A 25791-nucleotide genomic window follows, 5' to 3' on the forward strand; every position below is an offset into this window, starting at 1 on the left:
CCAAGCCACCAGGCCCAATCACCTTCCGTCACGGCCTTCAGCACTTCCAATCCATCGCACACGGCTGGGGCCTGCGAGATGTGTGAATCGCCTAGCCCACTCCGTGGGGCGAGGAACACCCCATCCTGCGATGGAGTGCCGGCAGGCAAATGAGGGAAAGCGCCAGCGCTCGTCTTCCCCTTCTCCCCCTGCGGAAGAAGGCCAGCAGCGTCAGCGCCCCGTTCACATGCGACGAAAGCAGACACACGCGCGCCCGTTCACCTCTCGGCCTTCACAAGTGTCCAGATCCAGCCGGCAAAGGTCAGCACCAGGAACGGATAGCCGGCGGCGGGCAGGGGTGCCGAGGTCGGCAGCAAAGGCGTGCCCCGGAGGATCATGCCTGCCGAGACGACAAACAGCCCGGCGGCCACGAGGGCGGTGAGCCGCATCCACACGGCGAAAGTCTTCGGTGCGCTGACCATGACAAGCGCGGCCGCCCACAGCGAGATGCCGCCGACATAGGAGGGCACGCTGGCCTCCAGTCCCGCCGCATTGCCGGCCAGCAGCAGGCTTTCGCCGGCGAGAAAGCTTAGGAACCCGGCCGCAACACAGTCATTGCCCAGCCGCTGGTATTTCATCGTCAGCAGCGCGGTCGCCACCACCAGCGCCACGCCGTCGATCGTCCACAGCGTCTCGCGCAGTTCGGCGCTGGCGACGAAGGTGCCGGCAAGCCCGAAAGCGCCACCGATCGCCAGGCCGGTCGCGGCAATGACATCCAGAGTGTTGGAACGCATTTGAAATCTCCCCCAGCGGAGGATACTCCCCGGCGGGGCGATCTCAAAGCCCGGAGGGAAGCGCAAGGCGGAAAACGGCGGAGGTGTCGGGAAGCCCCCTGGCGATCCGGCCTTGTCACGCCCTCGCCAGCGGTCGGAGAGTGGCCGACGCGAATGCCGGTGAGGCAGTTGCCTGAGCCCGCGTCGGCCACTGGCGAACCGAGGTCCGCCGCCCGATTTTTCTAGCGCTCCGGCGATACCCGATCAACTGGGCCGGAGCCGTCCGTACGCATTCGTACAAACCCTTTCCTGGGTATCACTTTCTCATTGCCGTCCGCTCGTCTGGCGCGGCGATCGGAGACCTATTCACGTCTAAGCAAGAGCACTATCGCAAGCCGTGCAGTTAAAATTGCCGCTACGGCGATACGAGAGGCGAAAGAAAAAGCGAATCCCTATCAATGGGTTACGCGGAATTGTCAGTAACCTTTTGATTCCGTTTGAGTTTTTTACCAAATCAGAATAGTATCTGTGTTGGCGGGGTACGCCGGAACCCCCTCGGGCGGTATCGTAGATGCTGCAGTCGGACGGACGGTCGCCCACTTTGGATGGTGGCCTACAAGCCCCCGATGGCAACGAGGCCGGGACCCGCCGCTTTCATATCTCGTAGCCGTAAAACCGGAAGATTTTCTTCTGCGCGTCCGTAAGTTTCAGTGTCCAGTTCTTCCACGGCAGAAGCGTGACACCGCAACCCGCGTAGTGGCCGTTGCCACGAGACGCCATGCGATCTCGGAGAGCTTCCGCGTACTCTGTATTCCACTTTTTGGTTCCGGCGTTTGCTGCTTGGTAAAAGGCGCTGGCAACCACGTCTGCAATCTGACAGCCCGCGTTTTTGTTGTGCTCGATAACCTCAATCAAACGATGGTCGATCACCCTGAAATCTGGGACGTTAGCGGTCTGGTAAATCCGTCCATTCTCGGATTGTTTCGCCAGTAGGTGTATGTACGTTTCAACGTGTCGATACGAGTGCCCACCCCGCTTCGAAAACACCAGCTTTACGTGTCTAGGCTCACCTATCTCGCTGATCGACCGGCGCGCGCACCACTGGCTGACACGTTCGAGTAAGACGCGGATGCAGTAGTTGTAAAAGTAGTTGTGCTTGTGAAGAGTGACTGCTTCGGCTTGGGGATTGCGATACCCCCGCATGTTCTTTTTGTTCGACGCGACGACAAAGAAGCGCAGATTCTCGGCGGCTAGAGCTTGGCAGACGGGTAGCTTTTTGTGTTCGACCAGATTGCGAAAATGCAGGTCGGGGCTTTGCGTCGAAAAGACAGATTTCTTGATTGTCTGTATGAGCGGCACCAAGTCAGGCTCACTGGTGGCGCGCGCCACTGCGCAGCCGACCGTGAACCATTCACTCGCGCCATTCGGATCTATCGGTGCAACAGTTTTGATACCAGGGTCGCCAGCTTCATCAAAATAGGCAACGAAGTACGGGTCTGGTACACTCCCCTCACAAGCCATTCGATATGAAGGCGACCGACAAAGAAAAGAGTCAAGTTGAGAAGTTTCGTGACGCCGCCCGTGAACTGGAAACAGACCAGCCAGAGGAAGCCTTTGACCGCGTGTTGAAGAAGGTGATCAAGGACGCGCATCCAACAGACCATGCGCCTCATCGCCTGAAAAGAACTCCAAGCCGTCAAATAATTGAACGGAACGGGGACGAAACGAATTGCAATGAAAGGCGAATTCAGCCAAGATTCGCCTGTTAAAAAAAGACCCCGCCGAAGCGGGGCCAGTTGGCACTAGAGGGAGATTACCGCCTTAGCAGGACGGAAAACTCCGGCAATGCTCTCGGACGAACTCAAGTCGTCCAAAACGTACACGCACGTAGAAGGTGACGTGTACGGCCTTCGGCCAAGAACATGTAACCATGTTCGTGTCCTCCACCGGGATGGTTCCCGGTTAACCGGAACGCAGGATACGCCCCGCCGGGTATCAGGGCGGGTCCTGTGGCCGGTCTGGAGTTGGGCCGAATCAGATATATTCGATTCAAATGCGCGGTACGACCCCAACAGCTCGCCATGCCCGGTTTTCACAGGCAAACAGGGCGCAAACGGGGCTAGGTAAACACTTCGACGTGTTGACTTCTGTCTCGCCGATATAGGACGACAATCCTAGGTCGAGTTAGGTCGGTTAATCTTTGCAAATACCGATGGCATCTTTCAAGAGATTGCTTCGGATTTGGAAGAACTTCCTCCTGCACCCGACGACCGTCCAGCGCCTCCGCCACCCGGAGACCAATCTCCCACGTGCAGCCTCAGCGTCGCGCTAGCGGGGGGCCCGCTGCCTCCGGCAGCTCCCCCGCTTTCGAAGCCTGTCATCGATCCACCGGATCGATGACTTGGCACGCTTTGCGCGCCAACCGGCTTCTCAATCCCCCATCTTCAAGGCCTGGATAAACGCCTCCTGCGGGATATCCACCTTGCCGAACTGGCGCATCCGCTTCTTGCCTTCTTTCTGCTTGTCCAGCAGCTTGCGTTTGCGCGAGACGTCGCCGCCGTAGCATTTGGCGGTGACGTCCTTGCGCAGCGCCGAGATGGTTTCGCGGGCGATGACCTTGCCGCCGATGGCGGCCTGGATCGGGATCTTGAACAGATGGTTCGGGATCAGCTCCTTCAGCTTCTCGCACATCTGCCTTCCGCGCTTTTCCGCCGCCGTGCGGTGCACCAGCATGGAAAGAGCGTCCACCGGCTCTTCATTGACCAGGATCGACATCTTGACGAGGTCGCCTTCCTTGTAGTCGGTGAGGTGGTAATCGAAGGAGGCGTAGCCCTTGGAGATCGACTTCAGCCGGTCGTAGAAATCGAAGACGACTTCGTTGAGCGGCAGATCGTAGATCAGCATGGCGCGCTTGCCGACATAGGACAGGTCGGCCTGGATGCCGCGCCGGTCCTGGCAGAGTTTCAGGATGCCGCCGAGATAGTCGTCGGGCGTCAAAATGGTGGCGCGGATCCACGGCTCCTCGATGGCGGAGATTTTCACCACGTCGGGCATGTCGGCCGGGTTGTGCAGCTCCTTCATCGAGCCGTCGTTGAGCAGCAGCCGGTAGACGACGCTCGGTGCGGTGGCGATCAGGTCAAGGTTGAACTCGCGCTCCAGCCGCTCCTGGATGATTTCGAGATGCAGCAGGCCAAGGAAGCCGCAGCGATAGCCGAAGCCGAGCGCGGCGCTGGTTTCCATTTCAAAAGAGAAGCTGGCGTCGTTGAGGCGCAACTTGCCGACCGCGGCGCGCAGATCCTCGAAATCGGCGGCGTCGACCGGGAACAGGCCGCAGAACACCACCGGCTGCGCCGGCTTGAAGCCGGGCAGCGCCTTGGCGGTGGCGCGCTTGTCCTCGGTGATGGTGTCGCCGACGCGGGTGTCGGCCACTTCCTTGATCGAGCCGGTGAAGAAGCCGAACTCGCCGGGGCCGAGCTCGTCGACATTGATGCGGGCCGGCGTGAACACGCCGGTGCGCTCGACCAGGTACTTGGCGCCGGTGCCCATCATGCGGATGGTCTGGCCCTTCTTCAAAACGCCGTCGATGATGCGCACCAGAACGATGACGCCGAGATAGGCGTCGTACCAGGAGTCGACCAGCATCGCCTTCAGCGGCGCCGAAGCGTCGCCCTCGCGCGGGGGCGGCAATTGGTGAACGATGGCCTCCAGCACATCGGGAATGCCAAGCCCGGTCTTGGCCGAGATCAGCACGGCGTTGGAGGCGTCGATGCCGATCACCTCCTCGACCTGCTCGCGGATGCGCTCGGGCTCGGCGGCCGGCAGGTCGACCTTGTTCAGCACCACGACGATCTCGTGGTTGTTGTCGATGGCCTGGTAGACATTGGCCAGCGTCTGCGCCTCGACGCCTTGCGACGCGTCGACGACCAGCAGCGAGCCCTCGCAGGCGGCCAGCGAACGCGACACTTCATAGGCGAAGTCGACATGGCCGGGCGTGTCGATCAAATTGAGGATATAGTCCTCGCCATTGTTGGCGCGGTATTTCAGCCGCACCGTCTGCGCCTTGATGGTGATGCCGCGCTCGCGCTCGATGTCCATCGAGTCCAGCACCTGCTCCTTCATGTCGCGCAGCTCCAGCCCGCCGGTCAGCTGGATCAGCCGGTCGGCAAGCGTGGATTTGCCATGGTCGATATGGGCGACGATGGAGAAATTGCGGATGTGGTCGAGGGGCGTGCTCATGGCGCGCGTTTAGCAGGGGCAGGGTTGAGGGGCAAGCCGAGCAGCCCGCTGCCGGGGCAGGCGTGGGCGTTTGTCGGCTTTCCCAGCGGATTTCTAGGAAAATCGATAAATTTTAACCATGTGCGTTAGAGCATAATTCGCGATCGGCATGTTAGCGGGAGACAATATTTCTAGCGAGGATCAAGGCATGCGGGGGCTGGCAGGCAGGTTTATCAGGTCGCGGAGCGGCTCATTCGCACCAATTCTCGTTCTCGCCATGATTCCGCTGATCACCGCGATCGGCTTTTCGGTCGACTACACCCGGGCGGTCCAGACCAAGTCGGACGAACAGGCGGCACTCGATGCCGCGATCCTGTCGATCACCACGATGGATACGGCCTCGACGAAGGCGCAGCGCCAGGTGGCGATGCAGGCTTCCTACGCGGCCAATGGCGGACAGGGCACCGCGACGCTTAACGCCTTTGACGTCAGCGCCAACGGCACGGCCACCGCGCAGGCCATGGCGAGCTTCCCCATGCCGACCGTTTTCATGCAGATCGCCAGGATCCCCACGGTGGCGATCGGCGTTTCGTCGGCGGTAAACAAGACGCCGGCCCTGGTGGAGGCGACCTTCAAGGTCACCGGAGTGTCGGGTTACTGGAACAAGACAATGACGCTCAACGGCAAGATGTTCGGTGCGGCGCAGGACAAGCCGCTGATGACGATCGATTACGTCTACGGCGGCGGCACGGATCCCAAAGGTTACGGCACCACCACAGTCAGCAAAATCGACAGTTTGGGCGTTGCCACGGTGGTCCAGACGCAGGTCTGCAAGGTCGGCAAAAAGGCGCCCACCGGGGTGACGCTCAACACCGACCAGTATGGCACGACATATTACTGTGTGGACACGATGTCTCCTGGCAATACCGCCGGTGCGTCAATCGACGTCAGCCAGATGGCTGGCCTCAATCTGCAGATGTACGTGAAGCCGGGCAACCCGCAAAACCTCTCTTCGAATGATGCGGCCACGTCCAACCGGCTATACAGCGGCGCCGGATACAGCACCGCGGCACAAAAGGCCCTGGACCCTTCCAAATACCTCCCCGTCGAGGTTGCCAGCAACACGATCGTCGACATCTTCCGCCTCGTGCCCTGCGGCGAGACCAGCGACCAGGCTTGGGAGGACGGCGGCAACCCGGTTCCGGCGCCTGTCAGCAACGCCGACTTCTTCTACAACGTGACCGGCAAGTGCGACTTCAACAAGCGGCCGAACAACACGCGGCTGACGCAGTAGAAATTGCCGATCTCCCCCCTCGTGGGGGAGATGGCCGGCAGGCCAGAGGGGGGCGCTGTCCCGCCGGCTTTGCCAAGGTCCATGGTATCCATCCCCACTTGATCTGACCGATCTGACCATCGTTCCATGTTGCTCGCTGTTGCCCGACGACGTCGGCAGGACGTCCGTAGGTGTTCTACGGCGCCCCCCTCTGTCCTGCCGGACATCTCCCCCACGAGTGGGGAGATTGGCAGTCTCGTCGGCCGCGCTCCTGTTGCGAAGGCTGATAGTTGGCGAAGGCAATGATGAGGCTGATCTCCCTCCTTGCGGGGGAGATGGCCGGCAGGCCAGAGGGGGGGTGCTGGCCCGCCCGCCTCACATGGGACCCTCCCTGACGATCACAAACCGGTGAGCGCTGTAACGAAGCGGCAGACGGCGGCGAAGTGGGGACATGAGCGGCGCATCCAGGCGCCGCCGCCCATGGAGCCAGCCGATGTCGCGATACCGCAAATTCGTCACAGTGGCCAGCCTTTGCGCGCTTGCGCTGGCAGTGGCGCTCGGTGCGGCCGCCGCCCGGCCGCTCACCGTGGTCGAGTTGTTCACCAGCCAGGGCTGCTCGTCCTGCCCGCCGGCCAACGCCAATCTGATCAAGGTCAAGGACCAGCCCGGCGTGCTGGCGCTGTCCTTCAACGTCACCTACTGGGACTATCTCGGCTGGAAGGATACTTTCGGCCGCCAGGAGTTCACCCAGCGCCAGGTCAGCTACGAACCGGCGCTCGGCCATGACGGTCCGTTCACGCCGCAAGTGGTGGTCAACGGCCATGCCGATGTCGTCGGCGCCGCACCCGGTGAGATCGAAAAGCTGATCGCAAGCACAGGCCGCATCAGCGGCCCGTCGCTGTCGCTCGACGGCGGCAAGATCAGCATCGGCGCCGGCTCGGTGCCTGGCGGCAAGGCCGATGTCTGGCTGGTGCGCTATCTCAGGGGCGTCGTCCAGGTGCCGGTGGCGCGCGGCGAAAACACCGGCCGCACGCTGCCGCATGCCAATGTCGTGCGTTCGCTCAAAAAACTCGGCAGCTGGACCGGCGACGCCACGGCTCTGGACCTGCCGCCGGCTTCGGACGGCCTGAGCACCGCCGTGCTCGTCCAGTCGCCAGGCGGCGGGCCGATCCTGGCCGCCGCGACCAACTAGATCACGCTTTAAAAAGAGATTGCGCAAACGCCGCACGCGCGGCGCCGCATAGCACGGCCGCCAAGAGGCGCCCCGACGACCAACCCCAAGGAGAGACCATCATGACCACTCTGTTCCGCCTGACGCTGCCCGCCCTCGCTTTCGCTCTGTGCTCGACGGCGCTGTTTGCCGGCGGCATCGCCCGTGCCGACGACGCGATCAATGCGATGAAGCCGGCCGCGAATGCGATGAAACCCGCCGCGGATGCGATGAAGCCTGTAACCGACGTGATGAAGCCCGCCGATCCGATGGCCACCAATGCGATGAAGCCAGCGGCTGACGCCATGAAACCCGCCGCCGATGCCATGAAGCCAGCAGCGGATGCGATGAAGCCGGCGACGGATGCCACGGCCAACTAAGCTGCGGGCCAGCGGCGCACGCGAATGTGAGCCCCCGCCGCAACTCGTGCGTCGCGCCGCCGTTCCTGATCCAATAGACTGATCCCAATGGAAGCCACGAGGAGTGCAACCATGACCGACATCAAGATTTCAAACCGTTCGTTCGGCTTTGTCAAAGGCGCGCTCGCCGCGCTTGCGCTGGCCGCCGCGGGCGCCGCCTTCTGGCTGACGCCGGCGGTTTCGGCCGAGGACGCGGTGAAGATCCCGCCGCCGGCACTGGACGAAAAGGCGGCGGCCGGCAGTGAAAAGGCAATCTTCGCCGGCGGCTGCTTCTGGGGCGTGCAAGGCGTCTTCCAGCACGTCAAGGGCGTGACCAAAGCCGTCTCCGGCTACACTGGCGGCGACAAGGACACCGCCGTCTACGAGACAGTCGGCTCAGGCAGCACCGGGCACGCCGAATCCGTCGAGATCACCTACGATCCGTCCGAGGTGACCTATGGCCAGCTGCTGCAGGTCTATTTCTCGGTCGCGCATAACCCGACGCAACTGAACTTCCAGGGACCGGACTCCGGCACGCAGTACCGCTCGACGATCTTTGCCGAAAACGATGCGCAAAAGAAGATTGCTGAGAGCTACATCGCCCAGCTCGACCAGGCCAAGGTGTTCCCGGAGCCGATCGTCACCACGCTGGAAACCGGCAAGACCTTCTATCCGGCCGAGAACTATCATCAGGATTTCCTGACGCTGAACCCGACCTATCCCTACATCGTCTACAACGACCTGCCCAAGGTGGCGAACCTGAAGGCGCTGTTCCCGGCGTTGTACAGCGAAAAGCCGGTGCTGGTGCTGTCGGCGAGCAATTGAGCTCTCGAAGGGAGACGTCGGCGCGAAGCACCCCCCTCTGCCCTGCCGGGCATCTCCCCCTCAAGGGGGGAGATTGGCGGCTCCGGCGCTCTGCACATTCTTGCTACGTCAGAGATCGGCGAAGGCGACCAAACGCGTAATCTCCCCCCTTGAGGGGGAGATGGCCGGCAGGCCAGAGGGGGGTGCTTCGCGCCTCCGCCACCTCAATCATACGTCAAATCCGATCAATCATACGTCAGATCCGTCGCCTTGCCGCCGAACACCCGGTAGGCATAGAACGAATAGAAGATGATGATCGGCAGCACGACCACGGTGCCGGCCAGGATGATGGCCAGGCTTTCTGGTGCCGAGGCCGCTTGCCAGATGGTCAGGCGGTCCGGCACCACGAACGGATAGAACGACCAGGCGAGACCGGCAAAGCCGAGCGCGAAGATCGCGGCCAGCGTCAGGAACGGCGTCAGCGAATGGCGGTCGCCGGGCTTCGGCAGATGGAAGGTCTGCCGCCACAACCACAGAAACAGCAGCGCCGACAGGATCGGCAGCGGCGACAGATAGAGCATCGACGGCCAGACGAACCATTTGTCGAAGATGCGCGGGCTGGCGAAGGGCGTCGCCAGCGAAATGGCAGCCATGCCGAGCGCCGCCAGCACCAGCGTAGTGCGTAGCCAGCGCACGGCCTTCTTCTGCAGCTCGCCCTCGGTCTTGTAGATCACCCAGGCCGCGCCCATCGCCGCGTAAGCCGCGGCCAGGCAGAACGCCACCAGCACGCCGAACGCCACGCCGCCCGGCCCGACATCGAGGCCGAGCACATAGACGCCCAGCATATAGCCCTGCGCCAGCGAGGCGATGAGCGAGCCGAGGAAGAAAATGCGGTTCCAGCGGTGCTTGCGCTCGGTCGGCACCTTGGCGCGGAAATCGAAGGCGACGCCGCGCAGGATCAGCCCGACCAGAAGCACGAAGACCGGAATGTAGAGCGCGGTCAGGATGACGCCATGCGCCAGCGGGAAGGCGACCAGCAGCAGGCCGACGGCCAGCACCAGCCAGGTTTCGTTGGCGTCCCAGAACGGGCCGATCGCGGCGATCATCGTGTCCTGTTCGGCATCTTCGGCGGCGGCGAACAGGATGCCGATGCCGAGATCGAAACCGTCGAGGATGACGTAGATCAGGATGGCGAGGCCCATCAGGCCGGCGAAGATCAGCGGAAGCGCGGTTGGCCAGTCGAAGGTCATTGCTCTCTCGTCCTTCTCATTACGGCTTCCGCCCTTCGTCATGGCTCCGGGCGTTCGTCATCCGAAAAACCAAATCGTCGGCTTTTCGTCCGCTGCGCGGACCATTCCTCACTCCCCCGCAGCCGGCTGCGACATCGGCGCGTTGAGCACGCCCGGCAGCGGCGAGTTATCGCCGTCCTTCGCAGCCTTCAGCGCCAGGTGCACCAGCACGCCGAGATAGGCGATCAGCAAAAGCACGTAGAGAACGAGATAAATGGCGAGCGTCAGCGCGACATGGCTGCCGGCCACCGGGCCGACCGCGTCGGCGGTTTTCAGCACACCGGTCACCAGCCAGGGCTGGCGGCCGATTTCGGTGGTGTACCAGCCGGCCAGCGTCGCCAGCCAGCCCGACAGCGCCATCGGCACCATCAGCAAAGCGAGCGGCTTCGGCAGGCTGTGGCGGCGCTTGAGGAAGAAGGCCGCCGACCACGACACAAGCAGCATCAGGATGCCGGTGCCGACCATGATGCGGAAACCCCAGAACACCGGGAACACCGGCGGATGGTTGCCGGGATAATCGTTCAACCCCGGCACCACGCCGCTGGTCGAGTGCCGCAGCACCAGGCTGGCGCCGTCTGGAATGGCGATCTCGAACCTGTTTTCCTTGGCCGCTTCGTCGGGCAGCGCGAAGAGCACCAGCGGCACGTTGGGGCCGGTGTTCCAGTTGGCCTCCATGGCGGCGATCTTCTGCGGCTGGTGCTCCAGCGTGTTCAGCCCATGCTGGTCGCCGGCGAAGATCTGGATCGGGATCAGGATCGCCGCGGTGAAAACGCCGGTACGCAGCGCTTTCCACATCGATTCCGAGCGGTCGCCGGTGAGGTAGCGCAGCGCCGACAGGCCAGCAATCAAGAACGACACCGTCAGGCCGGAAGCCAAGAGCATGTGGGTCAGCCGGTAGGGCATCGACGGGTTGAAGACAACAGCCCACCAGTCGACGGCGTGCGCCACGCCGTCGCGGATCTCGAAGCCGGCCGGCGTCTGCATCCAGGAATTGAGCGCGATGATCCAGAAGGCCGAGACGGTGGTGCCGCCCGCCACCAGCACCGTCGCCAGCGTGTGGATGCGGTTGGAGACGCGGCGGAAGCCGAACAGCATGATGCCGAGGAAGGCCGCTTCGAGGAAGAAGGCGGTGAGGATCTCGTAGGCCAGCAGCGGCCCGGCGATGTTGCCGACCTTTTCCATGTAGCCCGGCCAATTGGTGCCGAACTGGAAGCTCATGGTGACGCCGGTAACCACACCCATGGCGAAGGACAGCGCGAACACCTTCACCCAGGTGAAATACGCACGTATCCAGGCGGAATCGCCTGTCGCGTTGTAGCGCAGCTTGAAGAACAGCAGCACCCAGCCAAGCGCAATGGTGATCGTCGGAAACAATATATGGAACGAAATATTCGCGCCGAACTGCATGCGCGACAGGATGAGCGGGTCCATGGTGGGCTCCGGCTGCTTCTAATGATTGAAGAATAGGGCGCGAGCCGGACTTGGTCAAAGCGGCGTCCCGCCGCGAGGCGGAACGCCGCAGCGACCCGCCAATATGACGCATGCATGCTGTGCCCGGCCTGTGCGCCCGTGGCCTGAAATCCCCGTGGCCTGCAATCGGCATGGTCTGCAATCCCCATGGCCTGCGATCATTGTCGAGAACTGTCAGCAGCGGCCTTGACTTCCAGTTGCACGGAACGACATTCGGCCTATATCAGGGGACCTCTTTCAAGCAGCCGTTTTCAGCCATGCCTTCCATCCTGTCCATTTCCGGGGTCTCCAAGACCTACGCCACCGGTTTCACCGCGCTCAAGGAGGTCAATCTCGACATCCAACGCGGCGAGATATTTGCGCTGCTTGGTCCGAACGGCGCCGGCAAGACGACGCTGATCTCGATCGTCTGCGGCATCGTCAACCGCTCCTCGGGCACCGTCACGGTCGACGGTCACGACATCAACAGGGACTATCGCGCGGCGCGCAGCCTGATCGGGCTGGTGCCGCAGGAACTGACCATCGACGCTTTCGAAAGCGTCTGGGCGACGGTCAACTACAGCCGCGGCCTGTTCGGCAAGCCGGCCAGCCCGGCCTTCGTCGAGAAGGTGCTGCGTGACCTGTCGCTGTGGGACAAGAAGGACGCCAAGGCGATCACCCTGTCGGGCGGCATGAAGCGCCGGCTAATGATCGCCAAGGCGCTGTCGCATGAGCCGCGCATCCTGTTCCTCGACGAGCCGACCGCAGGCGTCGATGTCGAACTGCGCCAGGACATGTGGGCGATGGTGCGCCGGCTGCGCGAGGACGGCGTCACCATCATCCTCACCACGCATTACATCGAGGAAGCCGAGGCGATGGCCGACCGCGTCGGCGTCATCAACCGCGGCGAGATCATCCTGGTCGAGAACAAGGCCGAACTGATGCGCAAGCTCGGCCGCAAGCGGCTGGTGCTGGAACTGCGCAATCCGCTGACGGCAATTCCGGAGGCGTTCTCAAGCTACGCGCTGGACCTGTCGGGCGATGGCGGGCAGCTGACCTACACCTATGACAACCAGGCCGAGCGGCCGGGCGTCGCCTCGCTCATCCGCGACCTCGAGGCCGACGGCATCCAGTTCCGCGATATCGACACGCAAAACAGCTCGCTCGAGGAGATCTTCGTCAATCTGGTGAGGAGAGAGCCATGAACCTGCGCGCGGTCATGAATTTTCGCGCGGTATGGGCGATCTACCGGATGGAAATGGCGCGTGCCTTTCGCACCGTGCTGCAGAGCATCGTCTCGCCGGTCATCTCGACATCGCTGTATTTCGTCGTCTTCGGCTCGGCCATCGGCTCGCGCATCACCGAGATCGACGGCATCAGCTACGGCGCCTTCATCGTGCCGGGCCTGATCATGCTGTCGCTTTTGACGCAGTCGATCTCCAACGCCTCCTTTGCCATCTATTTCCCGAAATTCGTCGGCTCGATCTACGAGGTTCTGTCGGCGCCGGTCTCCTATCTGGAGATCGTCATCGCCTATGTCGGCGGCGCGGCGACCAAGTCGATCATCCTCGGCCTGATCATCCTGGCGACAGCGTCGCTGTTCGTGCCGCTCACCATCCTGCATCCGTTCTGGATGCTCGCCTTCCTGGTGCTGACGGCGGTGACCTTCAGCCTGTTCGGCTTCATCATCGGCATCTGGGCAAAGAGTTTCGAGCAGCTGCAACTGGTACCGCTGCTGATCATCACGCCGCTGACTTTCCTCGGCGGCAGCTTCTACTCGATCAACATGCTGCCCGGCATCTGGCGCACGGTGACGCTGTTCAACCCGGTCGTCTATTTGATCAGCGGCTTCCGCTGGAGCTTCTACGGCAAATCCGACGTCTCGGTCGGCATCAGCCTCGGCATGACTGTCGTTTTCCTGCTGGTCTGCATAACCATCGTCGCCTGGATCTTCAGGACCGGTTATCGGCTGAGGAACTGACCCTGGCAGGACCTGGGTTCCTCGCCCCACGAGAGTGGGGAGAGGTGGCCCGGCGTAGCCGGGACGGAGAGGGGTCTTCGCGGCGGCTGGGAGATTGTTGTTCGAGGGTTCCTGATGGGCTTCGTACCATCAGGCCTTGTGCTCTGCCCACGGTGGGTTGGCTTGGCGAATGGCGTCCCCCTCTCCGTCCCGGCTTCGCCGGGCCACCTCTCCCCCGCTTCGCGGGGGCGAGGAACCCAAGTCCTGTAAGCCACATCAAATCGCCTTGACCAGCCGCAGCAGCCCCAGCATCTCGACATAGGTCCCCTCGCGGAAGGCGATGTAGACCGGCTCCTCGACGCCATGGAAACGGCGCTTGAATGCCGCCTGGCCTTGCAGGTTGAACCTGCGCCGGTTGACCCATGGCGAATCGTAGGCGCGCTGAAAAGTGTTGCGCCAGAAGTCGCTTTCGGCAAAGCCGCTCGGGCCGATGTCGACGAGCGGCGACAGGCCGAGCGTGACCACCGAGATGCCCTCTTCGCGAAAACGGTCGACGGCGTACTTGGTCAGGCCGATCTCGGCATGCGGCGAGGCATCGATGTGCTTGCGCTTGAAGGCGGTGGTGTAGCCGATGACCTTGCCGTCGCGATACAACGGGTCGAAGTCGAGCAAGGCGACCAGCTCGCCATCGGGACCGTGCAGCACGAAACGACGCATGTCGATGCCGAGATGGTCGGCGAACGGGCGGTTGAGAAAGCCCATCTCCCAGCGCTTGACAATGCGGTCGCTGCGCCAGTTTTGGGAAAGCCGTGCGATCTCGTCGAGGTGGATCGTGCGCCTGTCCTCTTCGAACGAAAAGCCCTTCTTCAGCAGCCAGCGCTCGGAGTAGCGCACGGTCTCGTTGCGCTTTCCAGAAAAATCATGATCGGGCAGGGTGAGGCGGGTATCGATGCCGAGCCGATTGACCTTGTAGCCGAGCCCGGCCAGCACGCGTGCGGTCTCTTCGCCGATCTGCACGAACCACGGGCTGCCGGCGGTCTCGACGAAGCGTCTGATGTAGTCGGGCCGCAGCATTGGAGCCGCCACCGGATCGCCGAGCGCGAAATGATGCTTCATCTTGGTGCCGAAGGCGATGTAGCCGTCGGCGTCGCCGAAATAGGAAAGCTTGTTTTGCACGGCGCTGGAATAGGCGAGCGAGAAGTCGCCATGGCGGCGAACCAGCGCCAGGCGCTCGATATGCGTCAGCTCCCGCCGCGCCACCTCGGGCGCGGCGCCCTCAAGGATTTTGTCGAAATAGATCCGCAAGGAGGGCATGGTCGAGATTCCGCGTGCCGCCACAGCGCCGCGCGTTCAAGACGCGCAAAGGTGCCGTAACACTTTGATTCTGCGCATGACCTCGAAAACCGAACTCGGCTCCGGGCACACACGTGGGGGATAACAGAGACCCGCCAGCCCCCGAGCCTCGAATCAATCACATTGCCGCGACCTGATTACCGCTGATATCGCGCATATGCCATATAGAGCGCAACCACGGTTCGGCGTGTGGCTCGAAAATCGTATGGCTCGAAAATCGGTGGCGGTTTGCTGTATGGATCCTGCGCGGGATCAAACGGTTACAGCGCCCTGCGAGCTTATTGCAATGGTCGAATGGGATTCGAGAGTGAATGGCTGATATGACAATCAGATCGGTTGCGGACCTGCCGATAACAGTCGAGCCGGCAATCGTCGTCGGCGCCGGTGTTGCCGGACTGGCAGCGGCGCATGCCTTGATGAACGCCGGCGTGCCGACGGCGATCCTGGAAAAGGAAAGCCGACTGGCCGAGCCCTGGCACCGGCGGCATCAGCAGTTGCACCTCAACACCCATCGTGATCTTTCTTCGCTGCCCGGCCTTGCTTATCCCCCTGGCACGCCTGCGTTCCCGCAAAGGACGGCCGTCATCCGCCATATGAATGATTTCAGGGAGGAGAACCGGCTGCCGGTTCAGTTCGGAGTCGCTGTCGAAGAGATAGCCTTCAAGGGCGATCATTGGGCGCTGATGACCAGCGCCGGACTGCGCCTGGCCCGCAATGTCGTCATCGCCACCGGCCGCGACAGGCAGCCGTTCATTCCCGAATGGAAAGGCATGAAGGGTTTCGCCGGCCGCATCATCCATTCGGCGGATTTCGGCAACGCGCAGGGCTATGCGGACCAAAAAGTGCTGGTCGTGGGCGCCGGCAATTCGGGTTTCGACGCGCTCAATCATCTGGCCGGCATAAACACGGCCGCCATCTGGCTGTCGGCCCGCAACGGCCCCGCTTTGCTGCCCAAGCGGATCGGCAAGATCGCCGTGCATAGGCTTTCGCCGCTCATGGCGCGCTTGCCGTTGCGGATCGCCGATGCGGTGATGGCGGCAACGCAGCGCCTGGTCTTCGGCGACCTGACCAAATTCGGCCTGCCGCCGGCGCCCTCGGGCGGCGCCAGCCGGCTGACCTCGGACTACACCGCGATCGCCGCCGACGATGGCGCCGTCCACGCCATCAAGTCGGGCAAGATCACCGTGGTGCCGGCGATACGGGAATTCACCCGCGACGGCGTGATCCTGGCCAATGGCAGCCTGATCCATCCCGACATCGTCATTGCCGCGACAGGCTACCGCACCGGGCTCGAGCCCATGGTCGGCAAGCTTGGCGTGCTCGACGGCAAGGGCGTTCCGCTCTTCAACGGCGGGCAAGCCGATCCGAAGCTGCCCGGGCTGTGGTTCACCGGCATGCGGCCAAGCATTCGCGGCTGTTTCGCCAATGCCGGCATCCTGGCCAAGGCGATCGCCAAGCGGATCGCTGGCTCATCATCCGGCGCCGCACGCTGATTTCGACTCGAGGCCCGACGCTTCGTCATCCACGGGCGGAAGGAGCGCAGCGATGCAGCGCAGACCCCAGATCCATGCCGCGACTTTCAAGCGTTACGGCGGTGCAGAATTCTGCTCCGCCGTCCCTGTGCGGCTCTACCAACGTCGATAAGCGATCAGACCGCGATCTTGCCGCCGCCCTGTTTGGTGATGGCGACCACCGACGGCCGCACCGGCATGTCGGGCTTGAAGTCGGGCCAGCGTGTCGACAGGTCCTCATAGTAGGACGGGCGGCCGAACGGCTCCCAGTCCTCGCCGCCGTCGCCCGGATGCTGGACGGCGACAAAGGCGGTCTGGTCGTCGGGCGCAAACAGCGGACCGCACATTTCGGCGCCGATCGGCACGCGGAAGAACAGTTTCGAGGTCGCCCGCGCGGAGCCTTCGGTGTCCACCGCCCACAGGCCATCGGTGCGGCCGGTGGCTTTCGGGCCCTGGCCGTCGGTGGCCACCCATAGGCGCCCAGCCGAGTCGACCGCGCAATTGTCGGGCATGCCGAACCAGCCATTGGCCGTCGTTGCCGTCGAAAAGGTGGCGCCGACATCGGCCACCGAGGGATCGCCGCATTTCAAAAGCACTTCCCACTTGCCCTTGGTGGCAGTGAAATCGCCGCCATCCTCCGATATCTCGATGATGTGGCCGAAGGCGTTTTCGGCGCGCGGGTTGGCGGCATCGACCTGGTCGGCCTTGCGCTTCGAATTGTTGGTCAGCATGACGTAGACCTTGCCGTTGACACCATTGGGCTGGATGTCTTCGGGGCGGTCCATTTTGGTGGCGCCGAGCAGGTCGGCGGCGCGCCGTGTCTCGATCAGCACGTCGGCCTGGTTGGCAAAGCCGTTTTCGGTCGTCAGCGGCGCCTGGCCGAAGACGATCGGCAGCCATTCGACCGAACCGTCCTCGGCGAACTTGGCGACATGCAGCGTGCCGTCGTCGAGCAGATCCTTGTTGGCGGCATGGTCGTTCGGATTGAACGTACCCTTGGTGACGAATTTGTAGACATAGTCGAAGCGCTCGTCGTCGCCGAGATAGAAGACGACGCGGCCATCTTTGGCGACGATCGATTCGGCGCCCTCGTGCTTGAAGCGGCCCATGGCGGTGCGCTTCCTCGGCGTCGAGGTCGGGTCGTTGACATCGACCTCGACGATCCAGCCGAAGCGGTTGGCCTCGTTAGGCTCCTTGGCAAGGTCGAAACGGTCGTAATGTGCGGCCCACTCATAGGCGCCTTCGGGAATGCCCAGGCGCTTGTAGTTGGCGGCCTCCTTGTGGCCCTCCGGCAGGTCGCCGGAGAAATAGCCGTGGATGTTCTCCTCGGCCATCACGTAGGTGCCCCAGGGGGTGACACCGCCGGCGCAGTTGTTGAACGTGCCGAACACCTTGGTGCCGGACGGATCGGCATTGGTCTTGACGCGGTCGTGGCCGGCGACCGGACCGGACAGCGCCATTTCGGTGTTGGAGGTGATGCGGCGGTTGAGCTTGCCGTCGCGCACCACCTGCCATTTGCCGGAGACCTTGCGGATCTCGACGATGGTGCCGCCGTGGGCTGCCATCTCGACATCGACCTGCTCCTTAGAGAGCGGTGCGACCTCGGCCGACTTCTTGCCGTCCTTGTCGACGATCCTGACGATGCCCGGGAACATCAGATGCGGGTTGGTGTATTCGTGGTTGACGACCAGCAGGCCGTGTTCGGCCGAACCGTCGATCGGGAGATAGCCGACATAGTCGTTGTTGTAGCCGAATTGTTTCGCCTGCGCCTGCGCCGACTGTTTCGTCGGGTCGAACTCCGGCGAATCGGCAAACAGCGGATCGCCCCAGCGCAACAGCACATCGGCGTCGTAGCCGGGTGCGACATGGTGCTTGTCGTCGATGCCTGCCTCCAGCTCGTCGAACGCGAAGGCAGAGCCTTCCGCTGCCCGCGCTTCGTCGGCGCTGACCAGCGCCAGCGGGCTGACGGTGGCGGCGATAGCCGAGACGGCGAGCGAGCCCTTGAGGAAGCGACGGCGCGAGAACCTCGTGGCGATGATCTCGCCCATGGTGCGGTTGTCGGTGGGGTTGGTGGCCGGGCCGTCGTTTTCCTCGAGCAGGCTAGTGCGGAATCGGGCGTCGGCGGAGCGATGTTCGGTCATTGGGCTTTGCCTCTGGCTTCGGGGGGATGGCTGAAGCGTGTTGCCTGTTTAACCCCTTATATCCGGTCGATCACATTTTCGTGACACCTCAAACCGCTTTCAATCGCATTCCACGGTCTCGGCAGCCGACCCTTTCGCAATTGCGCAACGTGGGGACCAAGGTCCCTGATCGGGCCACGCAAAGGTCCCTGTTGGCGCGGCATCGGTCGCGGGCCCCTTACGCCAAAGCGGCTATGTCGGCAATGATCGGCGGTTTGCCAACGCCGGCGTCGGCCTGATGAAAAAGGAGACCGAGATGCGTGGATCGATCCCCGCCCGCTATCGCTGGCTGGCTCTGAGAGCGACATCGGCATTGGCGCTGGCCATCGCTCCCTGTCAACTCGCCTTCCACGGTTCCGCTCCCGGCATCGTTGCCGCAGCCGCGCACGCCAAGGATGGCGGAAATAGTGGCGGAAGTGGTGGAAACGGTGGAAACAGCGGCAATTCCGGGGCCGGTGGTGGTAACAATGGCGCCGGTAACGCTCATGGCGGAACCGACAATTCCGGATCCGGCAATGGCGGAGCTGGCCGTCATGTCAATGCGGCCACCGGCGACAAGGTCGAAGTGGACGGCAACAAGATCGAGGTCGAGCATCCCGACGGCATCAGGGAAGAGATCGAGAACGGCCGTTTCGAGATGAAGGATGCTCTCGGCCGCACGATCGTCGAACGTCCGGCGACGGCGGACGATTTCAGTCGCCTCGAGGCATTGTGAGGCAAGGCCAGAAGCAACAGCCAACCTCACAGTCACCTCCGCCGCCCCCGGCGGAGGTGACCTTGATGTTCGGCATCTGCCGCCGCCCAGACATCGGGAAAGCCAGTCTCCCGTCGGCGATGGCGGTCGCGGCGCCGTTCATACGAAGCTAATATAGCATACGAATAGGACTTTAGTCCAACCTTGCGCTTGCAAAGGTCCTAGGGGACAACCGCAACGGTCGGAGGTCGCTTCCGGGCACCACGTCTTTCGGCGATGTTGGTTGCAACTGCAACGTTGAGGGTGGGCGCGCCGGCTCAATCGACGGAGATCAGGATGCACAGATCGGTCACGACCCGTTGTTGCTGGCTGGCGCTCAGATCCGCGGCTGCGCTGGCGTTGATCATTGCCCCCTATCAAATTGCCCTCCACGGCTCCGTTCCCGGGATCTATGCCGCCAGCGCACAGGCCGGCAAGGGTGGCGGCGGCAACGGCGGCGGTGGTGGCGGCAATTCCGGTGGCGGCAATTCCGGCGGCGGTAATAGCAGCGGCGGAAATAGCGGCAACAGCAACGGGAACGGCAACAGCGGCAACAACGGCAAATCGGGATCCAATCAGGGTAAGAGCGCGAATCATGTCAATGCCACGACCGGCGACAAGGTCGACGTGACAGGCAACAAGATCACAGTCCGGCATCCCGACGGCATAACGGAAAAGGTCGAGAACGGTCGTTTCAGAATGGAGGATGCTCTCGGTCGCACGATCATCGACCGCCGGGCCACGCCGGCCGATGTCAGCCGTCTCAAGGCCTTGTGAAGCTTGCTAACAGGCAACGGCCGGCTTCACATGTCACCTCCGCCGCCCCCCGGCGGAGGTGACCTCGTTTTTAGGCCGGCGCCGCGCGATTTCCGGCACCGCGATGACTCAAGTCCCTGGAGCGGTTCGGGTTTGGTTGAAGCGCTGAACTGTTAAGCACGGTTCCCGTCGCGGTCGCGCGCCTCACGCATCATCAAGGCGGCTTCAGTGCGGTTTCGCACATTGAGTTTCGACAGCACGCCGGTCATGTGATGCTTGACGGTCTTCTCCTGAAGCTCCAGCCGCAAGGCGACTTCCTTGTTGCTCAGCCCCTCAGCCACCAGCCGCAGGATTTCCGTCTGCCGCTCGGTGAGTTGCCGCAGGCGGTCCGCTATGCCGTTGGTGGGTTGCTGGGACTGGAGATCCGAAAGCAGCCGGGCCGACAGCGTCGGCGAAAGATAGCTCTCGCCGGCCGCCACGTTGCGTAGGATGTCGGCAAGCGCGCGAGATCCGATACCTTTGAGGACATAGCCGCACACCCCTGCATTCAGGGCCATGGTCACATCGGCATTGGCCTCCGAAACGGTCAGCATGACGATCTTCTGGGCGGGATGGCCGGCGAGGATGCCGGCAACCGCGGCCAGACCGCCGCCCGGCATGGAGATGTCGAGCAGCAATATGTCGGGCTGCACGGTCGCGGCGATGCGTTCGGCATCCTGCGCCGTGGCACCCTCGCCAACCATCTCGAAGCCTCCGATCTCCGACAGGCTGCGCGTCACGCCTTCGCGGAAGAGGGGATGATCGTCGATAATGGCGATGCGAATGACACCAGTCATGCTTGCTCCTCGACCGATAGACGGATTACCAAACGCGTGCCTTGCGGCCCGGTCAAGGTTTCGAACTGGCCGCCAATGCTTTCGACCCGCTCTCTGAGACCAGCGAGCCCGAGGCCCTCGTCCCGGGCCGGATCGAAGCCTGGTCCGGCATCCGATACTTCAACGTAAAGCCTGCCACCCTTCATTCCGGCACTCACCGCCTGATCCTTGCCTCGCGCGTGGCGATAGGCGTTGTTCAGCCCTTCCTGCACGAACCGATAGATGCTGATCTTCTCCGAGGCGCCGGGCTCTGGCAACTGTCCGGCCAGCGTGAGGGTCACGGACGTTCCCGTCCGCAGCTGGTGTTCGTTGACGGCCAGCCGCAGAATGTCGTTTGCGGCGGCCGTCTCTATCTGCGGCAGGACGAGGCCGGTGCAGATACCGCGTATTTCGCGCAATGCATCCTCCAGTGTCTTGCGGATCATCGCGACCTCGGTCGAGCGGCTTTCGCCCGAATGGCCATCGCCGGAAAACACCGGACTATCCATGCGCAGTGCCGCCAGCGCCACGAGTTGCGCCGGACCGTCATGGAGATCGGCGCCGATGCGGCGCAAATATCTTTCGTTGAGCGCGGTGGCGCGACGGGACGCCCGCTGCACGCGCAGTCGCAAGGCGCTGTTCTGCGTCACCAGACCTTGCAGCTCCGACACCTGGCGGCGCAGCGCGCCGCGCTGATCGTCGATGGTGCGGCTGCCGCGCAGGACGATGCCCGACAGGAGCAGGAAGGCCGCCAGCGTCGCGCCGGCCACGATCAGCCAGCTTGACCACAAAGCGGAGGCGAGCGTGGCTTTGAAGTCGTCGGCGATCTCATAGAATTCGGTGACGGCCACCACCTCGCCCGACCACGGCTCGCGCACGGGATTGTAGATCTCCAGCAACGGTACGCCGATCGCCTCTTCCTGGCTTTCGTTCTCATCGAACGTGTCGAACTGGGCGACGACATCGCCCTGGAAGGCGGAGCGCAGGCCACTGCTCGGTTCGAAGCGGCGGCCGATCAGCGCCGTCTCCTTGGCATAGAGAATCGTGCCGTCGCGGCTCCAGAGCTTGAACGATACGAGGCGCTTGCCGAGCGCGCCCTGGCCAAGCGTCTCGTCGAGCGCCTGCTTGACGGAGTCGCTGAGTTCCTGCTGCTTGCGCAAATCGGGAAGCAGCGGTGCAATCACGCTGTCGACATACAGCGCCGTCGTGGCGGCCGAATTGCGGATCACGCCGTCCCGGATCTGCCCCGTCACCCAGGCACCCACCACCAGCATGACGGCAAGCAGGCCAAAGCCGCCGGCAACGACGAATTGCAGGGCAAGGGAAAGCTCGCCCCAGCGCCGCGCCAAGTTTTGAAAAATACGAATCATGAACCCCTGACCGCCCTTCAATCGATAGGCTGGGCGATTTCAGCACATTGAGCTTCCGGCTTGCCGTTGCCAAGGCCTACGTTTGGCCGAGGTCGCTTGACGTCTCGGCGCGCTTCGGAAACAAGGGCCGCGACACACGCGGCGGAAGCCGCTTCGAGAGGGGATGGTACGTTGAGTTTTTCGGGATTGCTGCAACTCGGCTTTTCGACCGTCATTTTCCTGCTCGCGGCCACCGCCGCCAAGCAATGGGGCATGGCGCCGAACCTTGGCAAGATCCTGCTGACGCTGGCGCTTTATTCTTTGGGCAATCTGATCATGCTGCGGCTGATCCGCGAATTCGGCATGTCGGTGTCGTTCAGTCTGTCGGCCGTCATCCAGCTGGTCTCGGTGAATGTCGTCGCGTTGGTCTTCTTCGGCGAACGGGTCAACGCGTTGCAGGCGACCGGCATCATGCTGGCAATCGCCGCGGTGGCGCTGATCACGCTCGGACCCTATCTGCAAGGTCGGTTGTAACAGGCGAATTGCCGATGAAGAACGCCGCGAACACTCTGCTTAACCGGGTCGAATTCCCGGTGCTGCTGGCCGGCATGGTCATCGCCGCCGGCCTGTGGGGCTTCGAGGAGTTGATGGAGGTGGCGCGGGCCACGACGCCGCACGCTTTCGACACCGAAATCATGCTCGCCTTCCGCAAGGCGGGTCAGCCCGACAGCCCGATCGGGCCGCACTGGCTGGAAGGCGCGATGCGCGACATCACCAGCCTGGGCAGCGGCGTCGTGGTGGTGCTGATCGTAACGGCGGTAATCCTTTATCTCTTGCTTATCCGCAGGCCGGCGACCGCCCTTTTCGTCTTCGTCGCGGTGGCCGGCGGTCAAATCCTGTCGAGCCTCCTGAAAGCCGGCATCGATCGGCCGCGCCCCGAACTCGTCTCGCATCTGGTCAGCGAGAACTCGCTGTCCTTTCCGAGCGGCCACGCCATGCTCTCGGCAGTTACCTATCTGACGCTCGGCGCGCTGGCAGCGCGCTTCCTGCCGGGGCGAACGACGAAGATCTATGTGCTGTCGCTGGCCGTGCTGACGACGCTGCTGGTCGGCATCAGCCGCGTCTACCTCGGTGTACACTGGCCGTCGGATGTGCTGGCCGGCTGGTGCGCCGGCTTCGCCTGGGCGATGCTGTGCTGGCTCACTGCCTGGGCGTGGCAACGATGGCGCGGGCAGCGCCCGAACGGCGACAGCGAGACCGGCGACTAGATCAGCCGGTTGATCAGCCCGTGCCCGCAGCCCGTTAGCAGGAAAACCACCGACAGCAAGCATGCCGATGTCATGAAGGTCTTGAGAACAGTCATACCGCGTTACCCCACCCCAGATGGAACACCCTAGCCCGCAATTCCCAGGAAGTATCTGAAAAAAATGGTCGACCAGGCGACAACGCTTACGGCTCAGACGTTCATATTGATGGTTGAAACATCATAATAATGGTATTATACATTATTTCTGCAGACTCAGACGGGGATTCCGGCCGATGATCACTGCCGCGCAGATGCGCGCCGCAAGGGCGCTGGCCGGCATCGATCAGAAGACGCTCGCCGAGCGTGCCGGCGTTTCGCTTCCGACGATACAGCGCATGGAAGCAAGCGACGGTGTGGTCAGGGGCGTGGTCGACACGCTGATGAAGGTCATCCAGGCCCTCGACCGGGCCGGGGTGGAATTGATCGGCGAGAACCAGACCAGCGAGCGCGGCGGCCGGGGCGTGCGCCTCAAGCCTGTCGTGCCGCCAGATCCCAAGGCTGAGCCGGCATAAAGTCGCGACGGCGACCGCCGACAGTCCTGCCGACGATCCCGCCGCCTTTCAGGTACGGAAGGCAGTCAATGGATCAGACGCAGCGGGCGGTACATCAACCGGCCCACAAGTCGGCAAAGCCGACATTTTCCGAATTGTTCACGCCAAAGCTGGTGACGGTCTGGCGCGAGGGCTACACGCTCGCGAACTTCAAGGCCGACGTCATCGCCGGGCTGACGGTCGCCATCGTCGCGCTACCATTGTCGATGGCGATCGCGATCGCCTCGGGCGTGACTCCCGAGCGCGGCCTCTACACCTCGATCGTCGGCGGATTCATCATTTCGGCGCTCGGCGGCAGCCGCTTCCAGATCGGCGGTCCGGCAGGTGCCTTCATCGTGCTGGTGTCCGCTACGGTTGCCCGGGTCGGTATCGACGGACTGCTGCTGGCAACGATGATGGCGGGCGTCTTCCTGCTCGCCATCGGCTATCTCCGGCTCGGAACCTACATCAAGTTCATTCCCTATCCGGTGACGGTCGGCTTCACCGCCGGCATCGCCGTCATCATCTTTTCAGGACAGATCGTCGAACTGTTCGGGCTGAAGCTTGCCGGCAAGGAGCCGGGACCGCTGGTGCCGAAGTTGATAGCGGTCGGCGAGGCGGCCGGCACCATCAACCTCGCGGCGGCCTTCGTGGCGGTGTTGACGATCGTCACCATCGCCGGCCTGAGGCGCTGGCGGCCGACATGGCCCGCCATGCTCATCGCCATTGGGCTGGCATCGCTGGCCGTGGCGCTTCTTTCACTGCCCGCGGAGACGATCGGCACCCGATTTGGCGGTATCCCACGCAGTCTGCAAATGCCTGCCTTGCCGCCGATCGGCCTGGACAGGATGATTGACGTGCTGCCGGATGCCATCGCCTTTGCCTTGCTCGGCGCGATCGAATCGCTGCTGTCGGCGGTGGTCGCCGATGGGATGACGGGCCGGCGGCATCGTTCCAACTGTGAACTGGTGGCGCAAGGCTTTGCCAACATCGCGTCCGCCCTGTTCGGCGGCATCTGCGCCACCGGCACCATCGCCCGCACGGCAACCAATGTGCGGGCCGGCGCCCACGGGCCGATTTCGGGCGTGGTCCACTCGGCCATCCTGCTGGCGCTGATGCTGGTGGCCGCGCCGCTCGCCAGCTACATCCCGCTCGCCGCCCTTGCAGGCGTGCTGGCGGTCGTGTGCTGGAACATGTTCGAGAAACAGGCCTTCGCCACGCTGTTGCGCGCTTCGCGCGGCGACGCGCTGGTGCTGATGGCGACCTTCCTGCTCGTCATCTTCCGCGACCTCACCGAAGGGATCGTCGTCGGCTTCGTGCTGGGGTCGATCCTGTTCATCGACCGTATGGCCAAGAGCATCGCGGTCGAGGCCGATCAGCCGCTGGTGCGGGAGGACGAGGCCGACAGCACCAACGCCTACGATTCGAGCGAGGCGACCGACGCCGACACCGTCGTCTACCGCATCTCGGGCGCCTTCTTCTTCGGCGCCGCATCGACCGTCGGCACCGTGCTCGACCGCATCGCCGACCAGCGCAAGAACTTCATACTCGACTGCTCGGCCGTACCATTCTTCGATTCGACGGCGGCCAATGTCATCGAGGGCGCCGCGCACAAGGCCAGGCGCGCCGGTGTCCGCTTCATCATATCGGGTGCTGCCCCGCAGATACGGCGCATGCTGATCAATCACGGCGTCAAGCGTCCGCTGGTGACCTATGCCGCCTCGATCCGGGACGCCAGGGCGCAGCTGAAAGGGAAGCTGGAGGCAGAGTAGCAACTGATTTTGCCGGTCGGACAAGGTGCCCACCTGTTGAACTCTTGACCCTGAGTGGCTCACGCACGACGCGACGTGAACGACCGCATTGCGCCTA

General features: G+C 63.1%; 23 protein-coding genes. 14 read left to right on the forward strand and 9 right to left on the reverse strand.

Annotation, left to right across the window (positions count from 1 at the left end; translation table 11 throughout):
* Nucleotides 1-257 precede the first annotated feature (257 nt).
* On the reverse strand, nt 258-773 hold the full coding sequence (locus NKI38_RS18275) for a hypothetical protein (protein WP_352659605.1): 516 nt from the start codon (nt 771-773) through the stop codon (nt 258-260).
* A 633-nt stretch (nt 774-1406) separates the two neighbouring features.
* Nucleotides 1407-2273 carry a DUF3800 domain-containing protein gene (locus NKI38_RS18280; RefSeq protein ID WP_352659606.1) on the reverse strand — a complete coding sequence of 289 codons (867 nt, stop codon included), beginning with the start codon at nt 2271-2273 and terminating at the stop codon, nt 1407-1409.
* Nucleotides 2274-2278: 5 nt separating this feature from the next.
* On the opposite strand from NKI38_RS18280, the gene NKI38_RS18285 reads away from it, so the two are divergent.
* Nucleotides 2279-2521 carry a hypothetical protein gene (locus NKI38_RS18285; RefSeq protein ID WP_352659607.1) on the forward strand — a complete coding sequence of 81 codons (243 nt, stop codon included), beginning with the start codon at nt 2279-2281 and terminating at the stop codon, nt 2519-2521.
* Nucleotides 2522-3182: 661 nt separating this feature from the next.
* On the opposite strand, the gene lepA is transcribed toward NKI38_RS18285, so the two are convergent.
* Nucleotides 3183-4988, reverse strand: a complete 1806-nt coding sequence (lepA, locus tag NKI38_RS18290) for a translation elongation factor 4 (RefSeq protein WP_352659608.1) — start codon at nt 4986-4988, stop codon at nt 3183-3185.
* Between the two features lie 187 nt (nt 4989-5175).
* Between lepA and NKI38_RS18295 the strand changes: the two genes are divergently transcribed.
* The 4 genes from NKI38_RS18295 to msrA all read left to right on the forward strand — a co-directional run bounded on the left by NKI38_RS18295 (nt 5176) and on the right by msrA (nt 8673).
* Nucleotides 5176-6261 (forward strand): TadE/TadG family type IV pilus assembly protein, encoded by a 1086-nt coding sequence (locus NKI38_RS18295; RefSeq protein ID WP_352659609.1) that lies wholly within the window; start codon nt 5176-5178, stop codon nt 6259-6261.
* A 472-nt stretch (nt 6262-6733) separates the two neighbouring features.
* Nucleotides 6734-7432, forward strand: a complete 699-nt coding sequence (locus NKI38_RS18300) for a DUF1223 domain-containing protein (RefSeq protein ID WP_352659610.1) — start codon at nt 6734-6736, stop codon at nt 7430-7432.
* A 101-nt stretch (nt 7433-7533) separates the two neighbouring features.
* Complete coding sequence (locus tag NKI38_RS18305) at nt 7534-7830, forward strand: hypothetical protein (protein ID WP_352659611.1); 297 nt, start codon at nt 7534-7536, stop codon at nt 7828-7830.
* Nucleotides 7831-7941: 111 nt separating this feature from the next.
* Nucleotides 7942-8673: a peptide-methionine (S)-S-oxide reductase MsrA gene (msrA, locus tag NKI38_RS18310; protein ID WP_352659612.1), complete on the forward strand. Its 732-nt coding sequence runs from the start codon at nt 7942-7944 to the stop codon at nt 8671-8673.
* 224 nt (nt 8674-8897) lie between these two features.
* Here the strand turns inward: msrA and NKI38_RS18315 are convergent, their stop codons facing one another.
* Both NKI38_RS18315 and NKI38_RS18320 read right to left on the reverse strand, forming a co-directional pair.
* Nucleotides 8898-9902 (reverse strand): cytochrome d ubiquinol oxidase subunit II, encoded by a 1005-nt coding sequence (locus tag NKI38_RS18315; RefSeq protein ID WP_352659613.1) that lies wholly within the window; start codon nt 9900-9902, stop codon nt 8898-8900.
* A 108-nt stretch (nt 9903-10010) separates the two neighbouring features.
* The gene (locus tag NKI38_RS18320; protein WP_352659614.1) at nt 10011-11372 is read right to left on the reverse strand and encodes a cytochrome ubiquinol oxidase subunit I; all 1362 of its coding nucleotides are present in this window, start codon (nt 11370-11372) and stop codon (nt 10011-10013) included.
* 296 nt (nt 11373-11668) lie between these two features.
* Between NKI38_RS18320 and NKI38_RS18325 the strand changes: the two genes are divergently transcribed.
* Together NKI38_RS18325 and NKI38_RS18330 are read left to right on the forward strand one after the other, a co-directional pair.
* A complete protein-coding gene (locus tag NKI38_RS18325) occupies nt 11669-12595 on the forward strand; it encodes an ABC transporter ATP-binding protein (protein WP_352659615.1) in 927 nt (308 codons plus the stop codon).
* A 14-nt stretch (nt 12596-12609) separates the two neighbouring features.
* Nucleotides 12610-13371, forward strand: a complete 762-nt coding sequence (locus tag NKI38_RS18330; RefSeq protein ID WP_352659678.1) for an ABC transporter permease — start codon at nt 12610-12612, stop codon at nt 13369-13371.
* Between the two features lie 255 nt (nt 13372-13626).
* Here the strand turns inward: NKI38_RS18330 and NKI38_RS18335 are convergent, their stop codons facing one another.
* Nucleotides 13627-14664 (reverse strand): phosphatidylglycerol lysyltransferase domain-containing protein, encoded by a 1038-nt coding sequence (locus NKI38_RS18335; RefSeq protein ID WP_352659616.1) that lies wholly within the window; start codon nt 14662-14664, stop codon nt 13627-13629.
* Between the two features lie 350 nt (nt 14665-15014).
* Between NKI38_RS18335 and NKI38_RS18340 the strand changes: the two genes are divergently transcribed.
* The gene (locus NKI38_RS18340) at nt 15015-16196 is read left to right on the forward strand and encodes a flavin-containing monooxygenase (protein WP_352659617.1); all 1182 of its coding nucleotides are present in this window, start codon (nt 15015-15017) and stop codon (nt 16194-16196) included.
* Between the two features lie 155 nt (nt 16197-16351).
* Here the strand turns inward: NKI38_RS18340 and NKI38_RS18345 are convergent, their stop codons facing one another.
* A complete protein-coding gene (locus NKI38_RS18345; RefSeq protein WP_352659618.1) occupies nt 16352-18355 on the reverse strand; it encodes a PhoX family protein in 2004 nt (667 codons plus the stop codon).
* A gap of 295 nt (nt 18356-18650) precedes the next feature.
* On the opposite strand from NKI38_RS18345, the gene NKI38_RS18350 reads away from it, so the two are divergent.
* A complete protein-coding gene (locus NKI38_RS18350) occupies nt 18651-19109 on the forward strand; it encodes a hypothetical protein (RefSeq protein ID WP_352659619.1) in 459 nt (152 codons plus the stop codon).
* Nucleotides 19110-19424: 315 nt separating this feature from the next.
* The gene (locus tag NKI38_RS18355) at nt 19425-19904 is read left to right on the forward strand and encodes a hypothetical protein (RefSeq protein ID WP_502899333.1); all 480 of its coding nucleotides are present in this window, start codon (nt 19425-19427) and stop codon (nt 19902-19904) included.
* 152 nt (nt 19905-20056) lie between these two features.
* On the opposite strand, the gene NKI38_RS18360 is transcribed toward NKI38_RS18355, so the two are convergent.
* Both NKI38_RS18360 and NKI38_RS18365 read right to left on the reverse strand, forming a co-directional pair.
* Entirely contained in the window at nt 20057-20719 is a 663-nt protein-coding gene (locus NKI38_RS18360; RefSeq protein ID WP_352659621.1) for a LuxR C-terminal-related transcriptional regulator, read from the reverse strand.
* Nucleotides 20716-22107, reverse strand: coding sequence for a sensor histidine kinase (locus NKI38_RS18365; RefSeq protein ID WP_352659622.1), 1392 nt, complete (start codon nt 22105-22107; stop codon nt 20716-20718). Before NKI38_RS18365 ends, NKI38_RS18360 begins: the two co-directional genes overlap by 4 nt.
* A 171-nt stretch (nt 22108-22278) precedes the next feature.
* Between NKI38_RS18365 and NKI38_RS18370 the strand changes: the two genes are divergently transcribed.
* From NKI38_RS18370 to NKI38_RS18385, 4 genes are all read left to right on the forward strand, one after another.
* Nucleotides 22279-22620 carry a hypothetical protein gene (locus NKI38_RS18370; protein ID WP_352635049.1) on the forward strand — a complete coding sequence of 114 codons (342 nt, stop codon included), beginning with the start codon at nt 22279-22281 and terminating at the stop codon, nt 22618-22620.
* A 14-nt stretch (nt 22621-22634) separates the two neighbouring features.
* Nucleotides 22635-23354 carry a phosphatase PAP2 family protein gene (locus NKI38_RS18375; protein ID WP_352659623.1) on the forward strand — a complete coding sequence of 240 codons (720 nt, stop codon included), beginning with the start codon at nt 22635-22637 and terminating at the stop codon, nt 23352-23354.
* A 271-nt stretch (nt 23355-23625) separates the two neighbouring features.
* Nucleotides 23626-23904 carry a helix-turn-helix domain-containing protein gene (locus tag NKI38_RS18380; protein ID WP_352659624.1) on the forward strand — a complete coding sequence of 93 codons (279 nt, stop codon included), beginning with the start codon at nt 23626-23628 and terminating at the stop codon, nt 23902-23904.
* A 68-nt stretch (nt 23905-23972) separates the two neighbouring features.
* Nucleotides 23973-25694, forward strand: coding sequence for a SulP family inorganic anion transporter (locus NKI38_RS18385; RefSeq protein ID WP_352659625.1), 1722 nt, complete (start codon nt 23973-23975; stop codon nt 25692-25694).
* The last annotated feature ends 97 nt before the right edge of the window (nt 25695-25791 follow it).

The sequence above is a fragment of the Mesorhizobium sp. M0621 genome (assembly GCF_040320745.1).
Classification (GTDB): domain Bacteria; phylum Pseudomonadota; class Alphaproteobacteria; order Rhizobiales; family Rhizobiaceae; genus Mesorhizobium.